The organism is Leptospira kobayashii (assembly GCF_003114835.2).
GTDB lineage: Bacteria > Spirochaetota > Leptospiria > Leptospirales > Leptospiraceae > Leptospira_A > Leptospira_A kobayashii.
The window spans coordinates 2,779,196-2,796,290 of record NZ_AP025028.1; the positions used below are offsets into that span (position 1 = coordinate 2,779,196).

Consider the following 17,095-nt stretch of genomic DNA (forward strand, 5'->3'; position numbering starts at 1 on the left):
TCAATTCCCTCTCGTTTTGAGTATTTCTATCATTTTTGGAATAATATCTTCCAAAGGTAAAACTAAATCAATTCCTCCGAGCTCAACTGCAACTCGGTTCATTCCATATACAACGGAAGAAGCCTCATCTTGTGCAAGAGTGACTCCTCCTTGGTTATGAATATTGGTAATGGATTGAGAACCGTCTCTCCCCATACCAGTCATTATAACAGACAATAGGTGGTTCCCGCCGTAAACTTCCGACATGGAATTAAACAAAACTTCTATGGAAGGTCTATGTCCATTTACAGTTGTGGTTTGTTCTAGCTCGATTACTTTGGAACCATTTTTCGAGACTACCTTCATTTGGTAATCTCCCGGAGCAATGTAAGCTTTTCCCGGCTCTACAATATCTCCGTTTTCCGCTTCTTTTACGCTTATTTTACTCAATGAATTCAGGCGTTCCGCAAATGCTTTAGTGAACCCGGGAGGCATATGTTGAACTACCAAAATAGGCTTCGAAAAGTCCGCTGGGATCGCACTGAAAAGAGTCTGAAGTGCCTTAGGTCCTCCAGTAGAAGTCCCTATTCCGATAGCCTGGACTGAGACTGGTTTTTGAAAACTTTTATTTATCTGAGTTGGTGAAGAAGGTCTGGCGATTTTGTCGGGAGTTTTTGCAAGCGGGACACTGAGCTTGGAGTCCAGGTAACCCTTTATCTTTCCTGCAAGCACCTCCGCAATTTCTTCCGGAGAAAATTGATTTCCACTAGAAGGCTTAGGAACAAAATCAATCGCACCAAGTTCCAAAGCACGAAAAGTAGCATCCGCTCCGTGTTGGGTCAAAACGGAAAGCATGATCACTGCCGTAGGAAGCCTTTTCTTTTTGATCTCTGCCAGCGCGGAAAGACCATCCATAATCGGCATTTCAATATCTAAGATGATAAAATCGGGACGCAGCTTTTCCGCGAGCTCCACACAATCGACACCGGTTTTTCCAGTTGCGATAATTTGAAACCCTTCCTTCTTTTCGAGAACATCACTTAAGATATTCCTCACAAGCATGGAATCATCAACGATTACAATTTTAGGAGAGCTCATTAGGATTTCTGGATCAACTCAACCAACTCATCAAAGTCAGGAAGAAAGACTAAAACACCCAAGAGATTACTTCCTTGATGATTGAATTCAGTGTGCATGGATAAGAACTTGGTTCTTTCCGGTTTAACAATATCAATTACATCCAAAAAACTTCCTGTAATCATTTCGGGAACGGAAGGTAAAATTTCCTTTTTCATTTTGTTTGATAATGAATTCATCACACTCGAACAAACGATATTTGATATTTCAGATAATACGGAAACCATATCTTCGGACAATACTTTGGAGCTTTCCGAGGAGTAACGAGCTTCCGCCGATCCGAGTAGTTCCTTGGCAATCTCCACTCCGTTTTCTTCGGAAAACATCATCAAAAGATTTCCGTTCAGGTCTCCGGTCATACGGATTTTAACACCGAAAAAATCGTCATGGGAAAAACGAAATTCGCGGGCAAGTCCCTCTCGATCGGTAAGAATGATTTCGGGGATGAACAACTCGACTTCCTTGCCGACCAGTTGGGAAAGAACCACACCGGCATTCATCATCCCGGTATTCACAATGTTTTCCAGTTTCTTAATATCTTTCGTCGACATGAGTTGGGATATATCTCTGGAATTGGTAGTGACTTGTTGAAGTCTGGCTTCCTTTTGTTCTACAAATCCTTTTATGATTTGCGCAGCCTGGTCTCTTTCTTTGGAAGTAGTAGCATCTAACCTTGCTTTATCGGCAAGTCGATGTACTTCTTCTTCCTGGTGAGGATCAATCACCAATTCGGAAGTCGGTGTTTCCGTAACAGCGGTGATAGTTGATCCGTTTCCGTTCGTATAAGTTTGAGATTCGGAAGTTGTGACTTTTTTGTTTACTGTAACTTCTTCCGCAAAGATTTCTTCTTTGGGAACGATCACATGTTTTTCACGGGATCTGTCTTTTTTCAGCCTTGTTTTTTCTTTGGAACGCATTTCCATAAGTTTCGCATTGTACGCGTTAGTGGAAAGTTTGGATTTGAATACAAGATCCGAATCGCTCATTTCCAAAGACCGGATGGAAGAAGAACGTTTCATCATTTCTCCCACGACACTTGAAGAGTTTTCTTCCCTGTTGATTTTCTCCGCTGCAATTTCGACAAGACCGGGAATATCCAATACAAGTATAATGGTTCCGTCTCCCATAATGGTAGCACCGGTTAACCCTTGTACATCTTTGTAATTTTTACCAAGAGATTTGATTACAGTTTCATGTTTGCCGATCAAATCATCCACGATAAATCCGAGTTTTCTCGTTTTATAATTTACGATGACAACCGGAACTTCCGTTAATTCGTTTCTATCCGCAAGCCCGAGGATTCGGTTCAGACGGTATATCGGCAATACTTCCCCGCGAAGGTTGATGATCTCATGGCCTTCCAAAGTTGTAATTTGATCCACGTTCACTTTGATTGTTTCGGAAACTTCCGAAAGAGGGAATGCGTAAACTTCTTCTTCCATTGTGACAAGGATAGAAGGAATGATGGCAAGTGCTTGAGGGAAAGAAAGGGTAAAAGCGGAGCCTTTGCCTTCTTCGGAATGGATCAGGATTTTTCCTTTAAACTCTTCAATGAGTTTATTCACTACATTCATTCCCACACCACGGCCGGAAATATCGGACACTTTGTCCGCAGTGGAAAAACCCGGCGCGAAAATAAACTGATAGATTTCGGATTCAGTAAGGTTACCAGCGTCGGACTCGGAGACAAGACCTCTTTCGATTGCCTTCTTAAGAATTTTTTCCTTATTCAAACCTTTTCCATCATCTCTGATCTCCACAAGAATATTGGAACCGCCTTGGTAAGCGTTGAGTTCCACAATTCCTTCTTCCGGTTTGCCCGCAGCTTTTCTGTCCTTAGGATTTTCAATTCCATGATCTACAGAGTTACGGATGAGATGGATGAGAGGTTCCCCGATGGCATCGATTACTTTTTTATCAAGCTCGGTGTTTTCACCTCGCAAAACAAGGTTTACCTGTTTGCCGGTTTCCAAGGAAAGATCACGAACCAATCTCGTGAAACGATTGAATACGGATCCGATCGGAACCATACGGATATTCATAATTCCGGTTTGGAGGTCTTTGGAAATCCGATTGATTTGATCGATTTTACCTTTCAGTTCGTTGAATAAAGAATCTTCACCGAATTGAGTTACAAGATCATCATAGATTTTTTGAAAGCCGGAGTTGGTGATTACCAATTCTCCGACATTATTCATCAACTGGTCCAGTTTGTCCGAAGACACTTTGATCGTGCGCATGATCACTTTGGAGTCGGAAACCGCCTTTTCAAAGTTATTTGCCGGACCGGACTGACCATTCCCGTTTGTCTCGAGTTTCGATTCCGAGGGTGAAATTTTTTCTTCTACAGTCACAGGCAATGCCTCCATTTCAGAAACTGGGGGAGTGATCGCTACCACGGATAAAACCTCAACCATATCAATATTACAAAGAGCGTATAATTCATCTTTTGATTGTTTGGTAACGGTGACGAAACTCAAAGAAAGTCCGCCTTCTCCCCGATCCAATGCTTCTTCTTCGGGAGTGGAAATAATCACCGTGCCTGCTTGTTTCACAGCCTGAAGAATCAGTAACAGCCGTAAGTTCTGCATCGGAGTATCAGCTTTTAATTGTAAGCTCACTTGATAGATAAAAGAACCGGGAGATTCACTCAAAATACCTTTGATATCACTCCAGTCTTCATCGCTTAAATCCAAGTTTTCCACCACCGGAGCGGATGCCTGTGGTTTTGGACTTGCGACTTCGGGCTTTTTTTCAGGCGCGGGTGCGTCTCCTTTCGGAGAATGGTCGTTTTCATAATCCATTAATTTTTGGATCATGGAAGTGAAAGGAGTTTCCACTTTCACTCCGTGAGCAACGCTTTCGATCACGTGTTTGATCAGATCAAAACATTCGAACAAAAGGTTAACAAGGGTTACATTGATCTCCAAAGAACCTTCTCTGATCTTTTGAAGCAAGTTCTCCATTTTATGAGAGAGATCGGAAAGGTTATAAAGCCCGACAAATGCGGAGGAACTTTTTAAGGAATGCGCCGCTCTGAAAATATCATTAATAATTTCAGGATTGCTATGATCTTTTTCCAATCGAACCAAATTCGCATTCAGTTCTTCGATTTGGTCTTCCGATTCTTCAAGGAAGACTTCTGTGTATTCGCCGAGGATTCCTGCCACTTTTAAAGCCTCCCTTTATTTATTTAATGCAAAAAAATCAACGATCTGTTCCAGATCCAAATTTAAAATGAGATGTTCATCATGACGGGATACGGATTCAACCATCTTACTGTAATTAAGCGATAAATCGTCTGTGGTATAACTGATAAATTCCCGATTTACCTTTACCACTTGTTTCACCTCGTCCACGAGGATTCCGCATCTTTTCTCATTCAGCATAACAACAACTATACGGGAAGCGGGAAATATTTCAGTGTCGGTTTGGTGGAAATTCTTTTTGAGATCTATGATAGGAATGATTTCGCCGCGAAGATTGATCACTCCCAGAATGTGTTCATCTACGTTCGGGATTCTGGTAATCAGCACCGGCTTGAGAATTTCATGAACAAGAAGCAATCGGATCCCAAAATACTCTTTTTCAATTGTGAAAGTGAGAAATTGTTCGATATCACCTAAATCGGCTTCAGCTTCCGATTTGGTTTTTTCCGCAAGTGAGGTCAGAAGTTTTTCTTGATCCATAACTATCCTTATTAGTATTTATCGAACCCACCGATTCAATCTAAAAATGAGTGAACACCAGATTCTGTAATTATTTTTCCTAATTTACAGTCGTGTGTTTCGGGCAGAAAAGGTACCGGAAAAAACTTAGAAAAAGTAAATCCGATGGTTTTTCCCAACACTTCTTTACCGGACAAAACCCGATCATAATAACCGCCGCCTCGTCCCAAACGAAACCCGTCCTTATCAAAACCCAGTGAAGGAACTAAGATCAAATCCGCTTCTTCCACGGTGACCTCTTCCGTTCCCTTCGGCTCCCAAAGCCCGAATCTCCCTTTCTCCCATTCCATAGGACGAATAAAAACCAAATCATTATTTTGAACTTTTGGAAAATACCACAGGGCGCTGTGACGAAATTCAATAAAAGATACGGATCTTGGCAAAGGGCAGGATTCGGTTACGGGCAAAACGTCCACTTCCAAATTCAAATCCGGGACATATGAAATAATTTTCTTTTTTCCGGAAAGTAGCGGAAATAATTTTTTGATTATATTGAATTCAAATTCTTCTCTTTGGGGAAGATTCGGCAAGTGGGCTTTTAGTCGGTTTCTTGCCTCTTCCTTGGAGAACAGGTTCAATAAATGTCCCCTATAATCCCCTCTTCCAAAAGAGAGATGATTTTTTTGGTTCTGTCTTCGATTTCTTTGGTTACTTCCGAAGGCATTCCTTTTTCTTTCATTTGAAAAAGTTCATCCGCCAGATTGAGTGCACAAAGAACTGCCACTTTGGTTTTGGAAGCGTTGGGTAAGGAAGTAGCGATTTCTTTCAAACGATCTTCCACAAATTCGGCAATACCCGATATATATTCCGGTGAGGCTTCACCTATAATGATATAAGTCTCACCGAAGATCTGTTTTGTGATTCTTTGGGGGGATGAGGCAGAGTCTGCCATTTTACTTCGGGTCGTCTTCCAGTATCAAGAAGTCATCGTCATCGTCTGCATCAAAAACACTGATCGTGTCATCGTCATCATCGATGATAATGTCGTCTTCGTCGTCCAACTCAACTGTTGGGATATCGGAATCATCGGAAGCAAGCACCACCTCTTCTTGCGGAAGGGAAGCAAGTGCAGGAGGTTTTTCCAAAGATTCTTCCGGAGCAAAATCGGATTCTTCATCGTCTAGCAGGATGATTTCATCATCTTCTTCCACAACGGAAGCTGTAAAATTAGGACTTGGGGGGGAAGCAACTGCAGGTGCAGAAGGAGGTGTCGGTTCGACTGCTGCTGCAACAGGAGCGGCAGGAGGAGGAACATCTTTAGGAGCAGGAGAAGCTCCTGAACCGCTGCTAAGGTTACCACTAGCAGGAATGCCATCCAGTCTTCCCAAAAGGGAATGAACTTTGGTTTCCAGTTTTTCTTCTCTGGCTTTTAATTCACTTAGTTCTTGATTCGCCGTCTGTAACTGGTTTTTGAGGGACTTAAGCTCACGCTCTTTCTCCTCCATTGCGAGTTTCATCTGGTCATTTTCAGCGCGCAAAGACTCGTTTTCGGTCTCCAAACGGCTGTTTTCCGTGCGAAGGTCCTGGATCAACTCCAGAGCCTTAACTACTTTACTTTCCAGTTCTTCAATGGTTTCGAGTTTCAACATGATAATAATATTCCGATGGAATAGAATAGAGTAACTATTCTATTCCAATCAAGCACTAAATTATTTTGCGACTTTTGTTTTTTCAATCAAAGCGTTGAAAACGTCTTTGTGATTGTACGCGAGGTCAGCAAGTGTCTTACGATCCAAATCAATCCCATGAGTCTTCAATGCATGGATGAATTTGGAATAAGACATTCCATTTTCACGAACAGCTGCATTGATACGGGTGATCCAAAGTTTTCTGAATTCGGATTTTTTCTTTCTACGGTCACGGTAAGCCCATTGACCGGCCTTCATTACGGCAGATTTTGCCGTTCTGAAAAGTTTAGATCTTCCACCACGAAAACCTTTTGCTTTTTCTAAAACTTTCTTACGACGATTCTTATGAATTGTTCCGTTTACGGCACGTGGCATCGCTTAACCTCCGTAAGGTAGCAATTTTTCTACCCTATTGTAATCGGTGTCATGAATGACTACCATTCCGCGACTTTGGTGTTTCATTTTTGGAGATTTTTTTTCCAAAATATGTCTTTTGAAAGCATGGCCACGTTTGATTTTACCGTTCTTGGTAAACTTGAAACGTTTGGCTGCTGCACGATTTGTTTTGAGTTTGTACATAGTTGTTTTTCCTTTCAGACTTTTGCATTCGCTGGGTTCAACACGACCACTATGGTCTTTCCGTCGTGTACCGGCATTTTTTCGGGAGAGGCTTGCTCTTTTAGGTCCTCGACAAACCGGTTAATAATATTCATTCCAATTTCAGAGTGAACCATCTCTCTGCCTCGGAATCGAAGTGTCACTTTTACCTTGTCGCCTTTTTGCAAAAACTCCAAAGCATGACGCTTCTTAATCTCAAAGTCATGGTTATCAATCCGCGGACGGATCTTAATTTCCTTAACCGTAACAATGTGTTGTTTCTTTTTCGCTTCTTTCGTTTTCTTTAAGAGTTCGAATTTGTATTTTCCAAAGTCGATCAACTTACAGACATGAACATCTTGGTCTCCAGAAACTTCCACCAAATCCAAGTTCGCTTCACGTGCCCGACGAAGTGCCTCATCCAACGTAACGATATCCGATCCTTCGTCTGAAACGAGGCGAATCGATGATACATTGGTAATTTGTTCGTTAATTCTAATGTGGGCGAATTTATCCTGGTTGGGGTTCCCTCGCGGGTTGGGCCTTTTCTGCATTCAGTCTCCGAAATTTCTTTAAAACCTCCATGATTTGATCAGGAATAGCTGGATCAAGTACATTTCTTCAAGGTGCCGGTGGAGGGGAAGCGGATTGGGGTGTGGGTACTAGTATCCCCGCCCGATTTAGGGTGGGGTTAACCACCCGCCACCCAATGAGTTCCAACTAGCATTTGCCGGGAAAAAAAGCAAATGCGTTCCCGGAAAAACTGAAAATTTTAAAAATTAGTTCGGGTTATTGCCCTATTTTGGGAAATCCATCGGGGGAAGTTCGGCTGCCTCAAAGGACTGGTTTTTCAGATTCGTAATAAGAAACTTCGAAATAGGAAATTTCTCCCGAAAGAAGATTTGAAGGAATGTCAAACCAAGGTTCCATCGCGAAATTACCGTCTTTCTCGATCACTCCATCCATATTTCCCGAATGCCTTAATTTTCCGTCTCCGTCATAAAGTGCATAAAATGCCAAATAATAAACCGGTGCACTCGGATTTTTCTCCAAATGCATAGACCACCTAATGATCGTATTATTGGCAAAACTGGAAAATTTCAATTCCAAAGAAACGGGACAAATTTTACCAAAACGGTGTTTTTCCAAACCGGAAATCGAAACGGAATCGGTAAACACTTGCGTTGACTTACGAAGATGTGTCCAAATCACTCCGTCTAAAAAGCTGATTTTCGGTTCAGAGAAAATTTCAAAAGATTTCTTACCCTTAAGATCGCCACCTAACGACTGTATTTGTTTCAGTTTTCCGGCACGCTCGTATCCGAAAACCAAGTTAACTTGCAAAGAAGAAATCAAACCGATATCGAAAGGATATCTTGCCCATAAGTAAGAAAGTCCGATACAATCACCCGGCCCGGTTTCGTCTTCCTGAGTATGCCCGCACAGAAGTCTTCCTTCCTTATCATAAAATGCAAAAGAGACAAGGCTGTGCAAGATTTTCGCAGAATCATTTTTGTTTCCTGTGACGACCACTCCGGGGCAACTCAAGCTGATATCCGATCCTGCGGAAGGAAAACTAACAGGCACAAGACGCCAGCCTAAAATCAATCCCTCTACCCAATCGATATTTCTTACTGCGATCGCATCAATGGAGATTTCCTCTTTATGGGGAGGGTGAATCTCCTGTTCAAACCAGTACATCCTGGAGCTATCTTTTGAAATCGAATTTTGATCCGACCTCACTTCCTTTTCATTTCGATCCGAATCGATTTTCGTTTTTTTACGGACAAAGAACTTTGAATTCATTTTTAAGTTCTTTCTGTGCAATCTCCGAAAGAATACTCCGCTCAAAAGTATAAACAAACCTGTCTGATTGGAGAGAAGCGGATTTATATTTTCAGTATATGCCAATATATAACTGCCCGATAAAACACAGGCAAGCCCCAGCACCCAAAACAAGCTGGTCCGAGAAAATAAAATGCGAAATCCAAACTTACCGACTAACTCCGAGAAAGGTGACACGAGAGTACCTAAAAATGGAAACCGGATCAGAATGGTTAATAATCCCATAAACAGAGCGAGAATAAAGCAAATGAATAAAGATGAGAAAAATAGATTCCAGAAAAATAAAAACTTTGCGGGGCCGGGTAAGGCAAGATCCCAGGAAAGTCCGAAAACCCAAACAAGTGATAGATAATAAAGGAACGAAAGGAAAAATCCAAACATTGTCCATCAATTGGTAGCAAAAATCAGGGTTTGTCAAGAAATTTCGTGAGCATTTTCATCACTCGTTTGAGGAGTAATGCGAAGAGATAATGTAGGCGGATTGCCTACATTATCTTATTGTAATTCGATAGAAAAAAGATTGTAAATAAATTTACAATTCTCCTTTCAATAGAGCAAGAAATCCATCTCTGGAAATGGTTTCCGTTTTTTCTTCTCCCAAACGGCGAATGGAAACGGAATCGGATTCCTTTTCCTTGTCACCCAAGATCACTGTAAAACTCGCACGTTTCAAGATGGAATCTCTGATTTTAGAACCGATCTTTTCATTTCGAATGTCCAATTCCACTCTAAAATCTTGAGAATGCAAATCGTTATAAACGGTCGTAGCATAGTCGTTATGTGCTTCGGCAACAGTCACGATTCGGATCTGCGTCGGGTTCAACCAAAGAGGAAACTTTCCTTCAAAGTGTTCGATCAAGATTCCTATAAATCTTTCCAAAGATCCGTAGATCGCTCTATGAATCATAACCGGAGCATGTTTTTTTCCGTCCGAAGAAGTGAAATCCAACTCGAAACGATTGGGCATGGAAAAATCGATCTGAACCGTTCCGCATTGCCAGAGTCTTCCCAACGAATCCTTGATATTGAATTCAATCTTTGGTCCGTAAAAAGCCCCGTCTCCTTCTTTGATCCCGTATTCGATCCCTTTCTTTTTTAATGCATCATGTAACGCTCGTGTTGCGAGATCCCAGTCTTCGTCACTTCCTTGGGATTTTTCCGGCCTTGTTGCGATGAAAGTTTTAAACTCGGTGAATCCGAACTTTTTGTACACATCAAAAGTAAAATCGATGATGTCTTCCACTTCCGATTCAACTTTCTCAAGCGGTGCATAAATATGCGCATCATCTTGTGTAAAAGCTCTTACCCGAAAAAGCCCGTGTAAAACTCCGGACATTTCATGTCTATGCACAGTCCCGAGCTCCATATAACGCAATGGTAATTCGCGATAGGAATGCATATGGTATTTGTAAATCAAACAACAACCGGGACAATTCATAGGCTTCACTGCGAAGTCGGCTTCGTCAATATCGGTGAAGTACATATTTTCTTTGAAGTTGTCCCAGTGACCCGATCTTTTCCAAAGGGAAGAATTTAAAATCGTAGGTGTTTTGATTTCATGATACCCTCTCCTGAAACATTCCTGTCTGATGTAATTCGCGAGAGTATTCCACAAAAGAGTTCCTTTCGGATGCCAAAAAGGAAAGCCGGGTGCTTCGTCCTGAAAGCTGAATAGATCCAGCTCCTTTCCTAATTTTCTATGATCTCTTTTTTTAGCTTCTTCAATAAGAAAAAGATATTCGTCTAACAGCTTTTTGTTGGGAAAAGAAACTCCGTAAATACGAGTGAGCTGTTTATTTTTGGAATCTCCTTTCCAATAGGCGCCGGAGATAGCGGTCAACTTGAACGCTTTGAGTAGACCGGTGCGAGGAACATGAGGCCCCCGGCAAAGGTCATACCATTCTCCCTGTCCGTATAACGAAACAGAATCGGACTCGAATCCTTGGATCAGTTCCACCTTATAAGGCTCGTTTTCCTTTTTGAACTTTTCGATTGCTTCGACGCGGGAAAGCTCCCATCTTTTTACGGTGAGATCTTCTTTTACGATTTTCCCCATCTCCGCTTCGATTTTGGGTAGATCCTCGGGAGACAAAATAGTATCCCCGAAATCAATATCGTAAAAGAAAAAACCGGGTCCATTTTCGATCACAGGACCTACCGTCAAACGAGCGTGAGGCCATAATCTTTGTGTTGCCATTCCAAGCAAGTGAGCGGAGGAATGATGAAACACTTCTTTCCCTTCCTTGTCATCGAATGTTAAAAATTGAATATGAGTATCTTCTTTGGGCTCAAAGCTCAAATCCACCGTACGACCGTCACCCGTCACTGCTGCCAAAGCCTTTTCTTTGAGAAAAGGAAGCTGAGACTGGATAAAGTCGGATAGGGATTTACCGGATTCGAGTTCTTTTTTCGATCCGTCGGGCAATGTAAGTGTAATTTGAGCCATAACTAAAGTCAGTGTTTTAGGAAATAGCGCAGAGGAAAAGTAAGAAACGGAAAGAAAATGCTCAGTCTTCGGAAATCGTAATCAGCACACTGCAGGAAAGTAGATCCAATAAAGATGTACTTACCGATCCCTTCCACCATCTTGCCCCGAATCCTTTGCGTTTGGCATGTCCTAAAACCACTAGATCCGCCTTCCAATCCGAAGCGGCCTTGGCAATCTGATCGACCGGTTCGCCATATGCCAGTTCACCGATTGCATGAAATCCTTTCTCTTTCAGGAATTGGATTCCTTTTTCCAAAAGAAGTTTTGCCTCTTCTTCCTCTTTGTTTACAATCGTTTCAGGAACATAGGATTCGACTAAGTACAATCCGGACGGGATGGAAATCACTGCCAGCAATTTGATTTCCGAATGAAAAGCGGAACCGAGTACAGCTGATTCCAAGAGAGCTTTTTTTCCGGAAATCGTTCCGTCGTAAGCCATTAAAATTTTCTTATACATGAATTTCCTCCTTTTGTTTCATAAAAAAACAAGGAATGATGGATAATGTAAATACAAGTGCTACAATCAAAAACACATCTTGAAAGGCGTTCAAATTGGCACCGCCTCTCAACTCTTCCCTCCAATCCAAAAGAGAAGCAAAAACATTTACACCGAATGAAGATCCTAAAGTCCGGATGAAGTTGACCGTTCCCGAACCCTTAGCGATAAACTCCCTGGATAACACTTGTATGGCGCCGGCATTCAATGCAGGAATGACAAATCCGAGCGCTGCACGACTTGCAGTGACTAAAATTCCTATCAATAGAAAATAAGTGCTGTCTCTCAAAAGATAAAGCCCGAAAAAAGAAATCGCAAATAAAGACAAACCAACGATTATAATTTTGTAGGACTGATACATATCTGTAAGTCTTCCCGCAACGAGCATAATCACTCCGAGCGCAAATCCTCCCGGAATCAAAAGCATTCCGGCTTGGGCTGCTGTAAATCCGGCCACCAATTGAACAAACAAAGGAACCAGATAAACCGAACCATAAAGACCTGCTCCGTAAAAAAAGGAAACGATGCAGGCCGAAACAAATCTTTTATTTTTAAAGATACCTAAGTCCAAAAGAGGGTAAACTATTTTAGATTCTCTTAACAAAAACAAAGACGCAAAAATAAAAGCAAAACCCAACCTGAGCAGAATGGGCAAAGACATCCAACCCCGGTTTCTGCCTTGCGACAATCCGTCTAACAATAATAAAATGGAAAAAGATAATAGAATGATACCCAACCAATCAAATTTTAATTTCGAATCCGATCCGAGAGTGGGTTTTTCCTTTCCAGGTAGATAGAAAAAAGACAAACCGAAGGCGGCCAAACAAAAAGGAAGTGCCATAAAAAAAACGAGGCGCCAACTGTACAAGTCCACGAGAATACCGCCTAATGCCGGGCTGACGGATGGGGCAAGTATCACTCCCAATCCGTAAATTCCCATCGCTTTTCCGCGCATCTCCGCCGGAAATACCTGAAAGATGGTAATCATAGAAAGTGGTTGGATGATTCCCGCAGCGACACCTTGCAAAATCCGCGCGAGAAACAGTGTTTGGGAATCGGGACTGAAACCTCCCAAAAGCGAAGCGAACAAAAACAAAACCAGAGCGATGATATGCGTTTGTTTTTGACCGAAACGAAGAACCATCCAGGAAGTGGAAAGCATCGCGATTGTCATTGCCGCGAGAAATCCGGTGGAAATCCATTGCACCTCTTCATGACCCATTTGAAATGCTTTCATGATATGGGGAATGGCAACATTCAAAATGGTAGAAGACATCACCATGGCGGCAGTACCCATCATCACTGTCAGAGCCGGAAGCCAACGTTCCCGGAGTAAATTTTCTTCCTTCATTTCGGAACGATATTGTTTGTTTCGGAAAAGATATCTAGATAATTTTTGGGATATTTCCTTTAAATCTTCGAAAGAAGGCAGGTCAAAAAGGCGAACTTTTGAAGATAATTTTTTCCAAAACCGAAATCCCTCTGGAAAATAAACCGTTTCTATGTTAAACGGGACGCATTGGGTGGCGGGTGGTTAACCCCACCCAATGTCGATAGGGCGGGGATAATATTCAAAAAACTCAACACCTACCCAAATAAATCCCCTTCCACAAGACCCTTTGTTAATATCTGAAAACTTTCGTCTACGGACTCAGGCAATCCGAATCCATTTCCTCTCTCCAGACTTACGAACCCATGCAACACAGATCGCAAAATACGAATTTGGTGGATAGCTTCCGGGTTCAAAACTTTCAAAGATAAGGCAGTCAAACATACCTTCAAAATACGTTCGCTTGCCAATCGATGGTTTTCATTTTCCGAAGGAGCGGATACAAGCAAATGATAAACTCCTTTGTGCCGGTGCGCAAAGTTTCTATATTCCAAAATAAATTTACGAAGCCCTTCTTTTCGATTCTTAACCGGTTCTGCATCTGCCATAATTTTTTCTAAACTATCTGCGAATAAATTCGCGGTCCTAGCTGCGACTTCGCTCATGATATCGGAAAGATCCTTGATATGATTATAAAGGGAAGGAGATCGGATTTCCAGCTCGTCTGCGATCCGTTTGATGCTTATATTTTCAATTCCTTCCCTATTGGCCAAATCCCAAGCTACCTCCAAAACGGATTCTCGATCAAGCACCCGTCCTGTTCCTTTTGGTCTTCCCGTTTTATGTTTTATTTTTTTTGCCAAATTGCTTTTACCAAACCTGCTGTTCTTTCCGGATCTTCTTTATAAGGATAATGTCCTGCGTTTTCAAACATTACATACTCGGCTTTCATCTGTTCTGCGATCCATTTTGCTTCTTTTTCCGGATCTTCAAAGTCAGGATCATCGGTTCCCATAATGACCAATACCTTGGATTTTACATTGGCGATTCGTTTTTCACAATCCCCTTTTCCCGCAAATAACATGGATCTGAGTGCGGAGAGTCGTCCTTCTTCTTTCAAATTGGATTTTAAAAATTCGGAGTGTTCTTCCAGATCGACCGGTTTGTTTTTAGGATAAAGACTTTGGTAATAGGATTTCCAAGCCCCTGCTCCCCAAGGCCCACGAAACATCCCTCCGATAATCAACTTCATAAACCAACCTATCCCTTCTCCGTCCCGAACAAATGGTCCGGTTAATACGATAGCTTCAATTTGTTTCGGCAATTCGGCAGCGGAATATACTGCGGAAGCCGCGCTCATGGAATTGGAAATAACAGTAACGCGGGTTAAATGATTTTCTTCGATAAATCGAACGATATCTTTTCCGGTTTCCTCCGGTCCATAAGAAGAAAAACCGGTGTCCGAACCACCCATGCCGCGAAGATCCATTCCGTAAACGGTCGCATCCTTTGCCAATATCTGTGCCAACTCCAGATAATTTTCTTTCGTATCCCCGATCCCCGGAACGAGTATGATATTTCTCGCACCGGAACCCATTTTAAAATAAGAAATAGCGCCTTCATTGCCGGGAAAGGAAAAACTCGTAGCAAAAAGCAAACTGGGAACGAAAAATAACCCCAAAATAATAAGACCGCATCGTTTCATACATTCCTCCAATAATAAAACTAATCATATTAGCTTTATTAACTAATGCAATTAGTTTTTACAAAAAAAGGAGATATTTTGCTAAAAATAGCAAATCCGGATGATTGAATGATTTGGGCAAAAAAAAACGCGGAAAGGACAAAAGCCACTTTCCGCGTTTCCGATTGATCCTTTAAAAGGAACGTTTTACTTAGATCGCGTTTTTACCTTTTTCGCCGGTGCGAATTCGGATTACGTCTTCCAAAGGAGTGATGAAAATTTTTCCATCCCCGATTTTTCCGTCTCCACTTTTCGCAGCCTTTAAAATGGCGTCTACTGTTGGTTTTACGAACTCGTCATTTACAGCGATTTCCAATCTCACTTTACGGAGGAGGTTCACTGTATATTCATGACCGCGAAAAACTTCCGTTTTTCCTTTTTGTTGGCCATAACCTTGAACATCCGAAACCGTAAGGCGGTAGATTTCATTTTTAGTTAGTTCCGCTTTTACTTCTTCAAGTTTGTGCGGCTGGATAATTGCAATGATCATTTTCATAGTTTTTTAGCTCCTTACCAATTAACCACGTACTCGGATACTGAAATCTGGATACGCTTCTGCTCCATGCTCGCCGAGATCGAGACCGGATACTTCTTCTTCTTCACCCACTCTGATTCCACCAGCCAGTTTCAATACATACCATAATATGAACGACACTGTAAAGACAAAACCACCGAAAGCAAGAATTCCATACACTTGAGTCAGGATGGAAGGAACGGCAACACCCGCCGGAGAACCTTCGTAACCGAAAATAGCAACCGCTAAAGTTCCCCAAATACCGCATACAAGGTGAACGGAAGTTGCACCGACCGGGTCATCAATTTTGAGTTTGTCAAAACCAAGTACGGAAACCACAACAAGAGCACCCGAAATAGCGCCGATGATGGCAGCGGAAGCAGGGCTAACGATCGCACATGGTGCAGTGATACCTACAAGTCCTGCCAAAGTTCCGTTTAAAATCATACCTAGATCAGGTTTTTTCAAAATAACCCAAGCAGTCACGGTCGCCGCAAGTGCACCCATAGCCGCGGAAATATTTGTAGTTACGATTACGTGAGCCATAGTGGAACCGTCGCCTACACCCATCGTAGAACCAGGGTTAAATCCAAACCAACCCAACCATAGAATTAAAGTTCCTAGAGCCGCAGAAGTCATGTTATGTCCGAGGATCGGTTTGATACGACCGTCAGGAAGAAATTTACCTTTACGAGCACCTAGAACAAGGGCACCTGCAAGAGCCGCCCAACCACCTGCAGAGTGAACTACTGTGGATCCGGCAAAGTCATGAAATCCCAAGCCTGCGAGCCATCCGCCACCCCATACCCAGTGACCGGTAAATGGATAGATGAAAGCTACTAAAAGAAAAGAGAAAATAAGGAAGGAGTGAAACTTGATTCTTTCTGCAACCGCTCCCGATACAATTGTTGCAGCAGTTGCGGCAAAAACCAATTGGAAGAAAAATTTTGCATTCAAAGGGACTCCGGTCCAATTCATGGAAGCATAAGCGCCTTGATAAGCATCTCCGATCGCAGGAGAGTTATCCGCACCGCTCAAGAAGAAAAGCCCTTCTGTTGCTAAATAAGGAGTGCTTCCGTTACCGAACATCAATCCCCAACCGATTGCCCAAAACGAGAAAGTAGCTGCGGCAAAAACGATAAAGTTTTTTGCTAAAATGTTAACTGTGTTCTTTGACTGACAGAATCCGGATTCCACAAGTGCAAACCCTGCATTCATAAAGAACACCAGCATACCCGCAACTAACACCCATAAAGTGTCTAGTCCAACGGTAAGTGTATCTATAGCTGCTAATTTTTCTGCGACTGGATCCGCGGCTTTTGCAGGTTCATCTGCAAAAAGGAACATCGGGACAACCAGCAGCAGGAGGGCTATTTTTTTGAAATGTTTTTTCATATTGCCATTCATCCTTTGCGTGATAATTCGATGTCTTAAGTGCAAGATTGGTACCTAGTTTTTAAAAAATAAGCATAACGAATCAAAAAAACCTGAAAATGCTTAGAAACCTCTCATTCTGCCTAAATATGAAGGAATAAGAACTCATCCGCAATTCACAAATCTACCAAACCCTAGCCAGAACGTACAGTTAATAGGCACATTGTGATGAAAG

Annotated in this window: 17 protein-coding genes; all 17 read right to left on the reverse strand. The window is 42.1% G+C overall.

The window, feature by feature from the left end:
* Entirely contained in the window at positions 1–1,077 is a 1,077-nt protein-coding gene (locus tag DI077_RS12545) for a protein-glutamate methylesterase/protein-glutamine glutaminase (protein ID WP_109019060.1), read from the reverse strand.
* The gene (locus DI077_RS12550) at positions 1,077–4,286 is read right to left on the reverse strand and encodes a chemotaxis protein CheW (RefSeq protein ID WP_109019059.1); all 3,210 of its coding nucleotides are present in this window, start codon (positions 4,284–4,286) and stop codon (positions 1,077–1,079) included. Before DI077_RS12550 ends, DI077_RS12545 begins: the two co-directional genes overlap by 1 nt.
* A gap of 15 nt (positions 4,287–4,301) precedes the next feature.
* A complete protein-coding gene (locus DI077_RS12555; protein ID WP_109019058.1) occupies positions 4,302–4,805 on the reverse strand; it encodes a chemotaxis protein CheW in 504 nt (167 codons plus the stop codon).
* 35 nt (positions 4,806–4,840) lie between these two features.
* A complete protein-coding gene (locus DI077_RS12560) occupies positions 4,841–5,422 on the reverse strand; it encodes a 5-formyltetrahydrofolate cyclo-ligase (RefSeq protein WP_109019057.1) in 582 nt (193 codons plus the stop codon).
* Complete coding sequence (locus tag DI077_RS12565) at positions 5,419–5,736, reverse strand: cell division protein ZapA (protein WP_109019056.1); 318 nt, start codon at positions 5,734–5,736, stop codon at positions 5,419–5,421. Before DI077_RS12565 ends, DI077_RS12560 begins: the two co-directional genes overlap by 4 nt.
* A 1-nt stretch (position 5,737) precedes the next feature.
* Complete coding sequence (locus DI077_RS12570) at positions 5,738–6,433, reverse strand: hypothetical protein (RefSeq protein ID WP_109019055.1); 696 nt, start codon at positions 6,431–6,433, stop codon at positions 5,738–5,740.
* Between the two features lie 60 nt (positions 6,434–6,493).
* Positions 6,494–6,847: a 50S ribosomal protein L20 gene (gene rplT / locus DI077_RS12575; RefSeq protein WP_109019054.1), complete on the reverse strand. Its 354-nt coding sequence runs from the start codon at positions 6,845–6,847 to the stop codon at positions 6,494–6,496.
* Positions 6,848–6,850: 3 nt separating this feature from the next.
* Positions 6,851–7,051 carry a 50S ribosomal protein L35 gene (gene rpmI, locus DI077_RS12580; RefSeq protein WP_109019053.1) on the reverse strand — a complete coding sequence of 67 codons (201 nt, stop codon included), beginning with the start codon at positions 7,049–7,051 and terminating at the stop codon, positions 6,851–6,853.
* 14 nt (positions 7,052–7,065) lie between these two features.
* Complete coding sequence (gene infC, locus DI077_RS12585) at positions 7,066–7,623, reverse strand: translation initiation factor IF-3 (RefSeq protein ID WP_109019052.1); 558 nt, start codon at positions 7,621–7,623, stop codon at positions 7,066–7,068.
* Between the two features lie 280 nt (positions 7,624–7,903).
* A complete protein-coding gene (locus tag DI077_RS12590) occupies positions 7,904–9,295 on the reverse strand; it encodes a hypothetical protein (RefSeq protein WP_109019051.1) in 1,392 nt (463 codons plus the stop codon).
* Between the two features lie 151 nt (positions 9,296–9,446).
* Positions 9,447–11,360: a threonine--tRNA ligase gene (thrS, locus tag DI077_RS12595; protein ID WP_109019050.1), complete on the reverse strand. Its 1,914-nt coding sequence runs from the start codon at positions 11,358–11,360 to the stop codon at positions 9,447–9,449.
* Between the two features lie 61 nt (positions 11,361–11,421).
* On the reverse strand, positions 11,422–11,859 hold the full coding sequence (locus DI077_RS12600) for a universal stress protein (RefSeq protein ID WP_109019049.1): 438 nt from the start codon (positions 11,857–11,859) through the stop codon (positions 11,422–11,424).
* Positions 11,852–13,249, reverse strand: a complete 1,398-nt coding sequence (locus DI077_RS12605; RefSeq protein ID WP_109019048.1) for a DHA2 family efflux MFS transporter permease subunit — start codon at positions 13,247–13,249, stop codon at positions 11,852–11,854. Before DI077_RS12605 ends, DI077_RS12600 begins: the two co-directional genes overlap by 8 nt.
* A gap of 236 nt (positions 13,250–13,485) precedes the next feature.
* A complete protein-coding gene (locus tag DI077_RS12610) occupies positions 13,486–14,091 on the reverse strand; it encodes a TetR/AcrR family transcriptional regulator (RefSeq protein WP_109019047.1) in 606 nt (201 codons plus the stop codon).
* Positions 14,076–14,933 (reverse strand): alpha/beta fold hydrolase, encoded by an 858-nt coding sequence (locus tag DI077_RS12615; RefSeq protein WP_109019046.1) that lies wholly within the window; start codon positions 14,931–14,933, stop codon positions 14,076–14,078. Before DI077_RS12615 ends, DI077_RS12610 begins: the two co-directional genes overlap by 16 nt.
* A 190-nt stretch (positions 14,934–15,123) precedes the next feature.
* Positions 15,124–15,468: a P-II family nitrogen regulator gene (locus tag DI077_RS12620; RefSeq protein WP_100727428.1), complete on the reverse strand. Its 345-nt coding sequence runs from the start codon at positions 15,466–15,468 to the stop codon at positions 15,124–15,126.
* Between the two features lie 21 nt (positions 15,469–15,489).
* Entirely contained in the window at positions 15,490–16,881 is a 1,392-nt protein-coding gene (locus DI077_RS12625; protein ID WP_109019045.1) for an ammonium transporter, read from the reverse strand.
* Between the last annotated feature and the right edge of the window lie 214 nt (positions 16,882–17,095).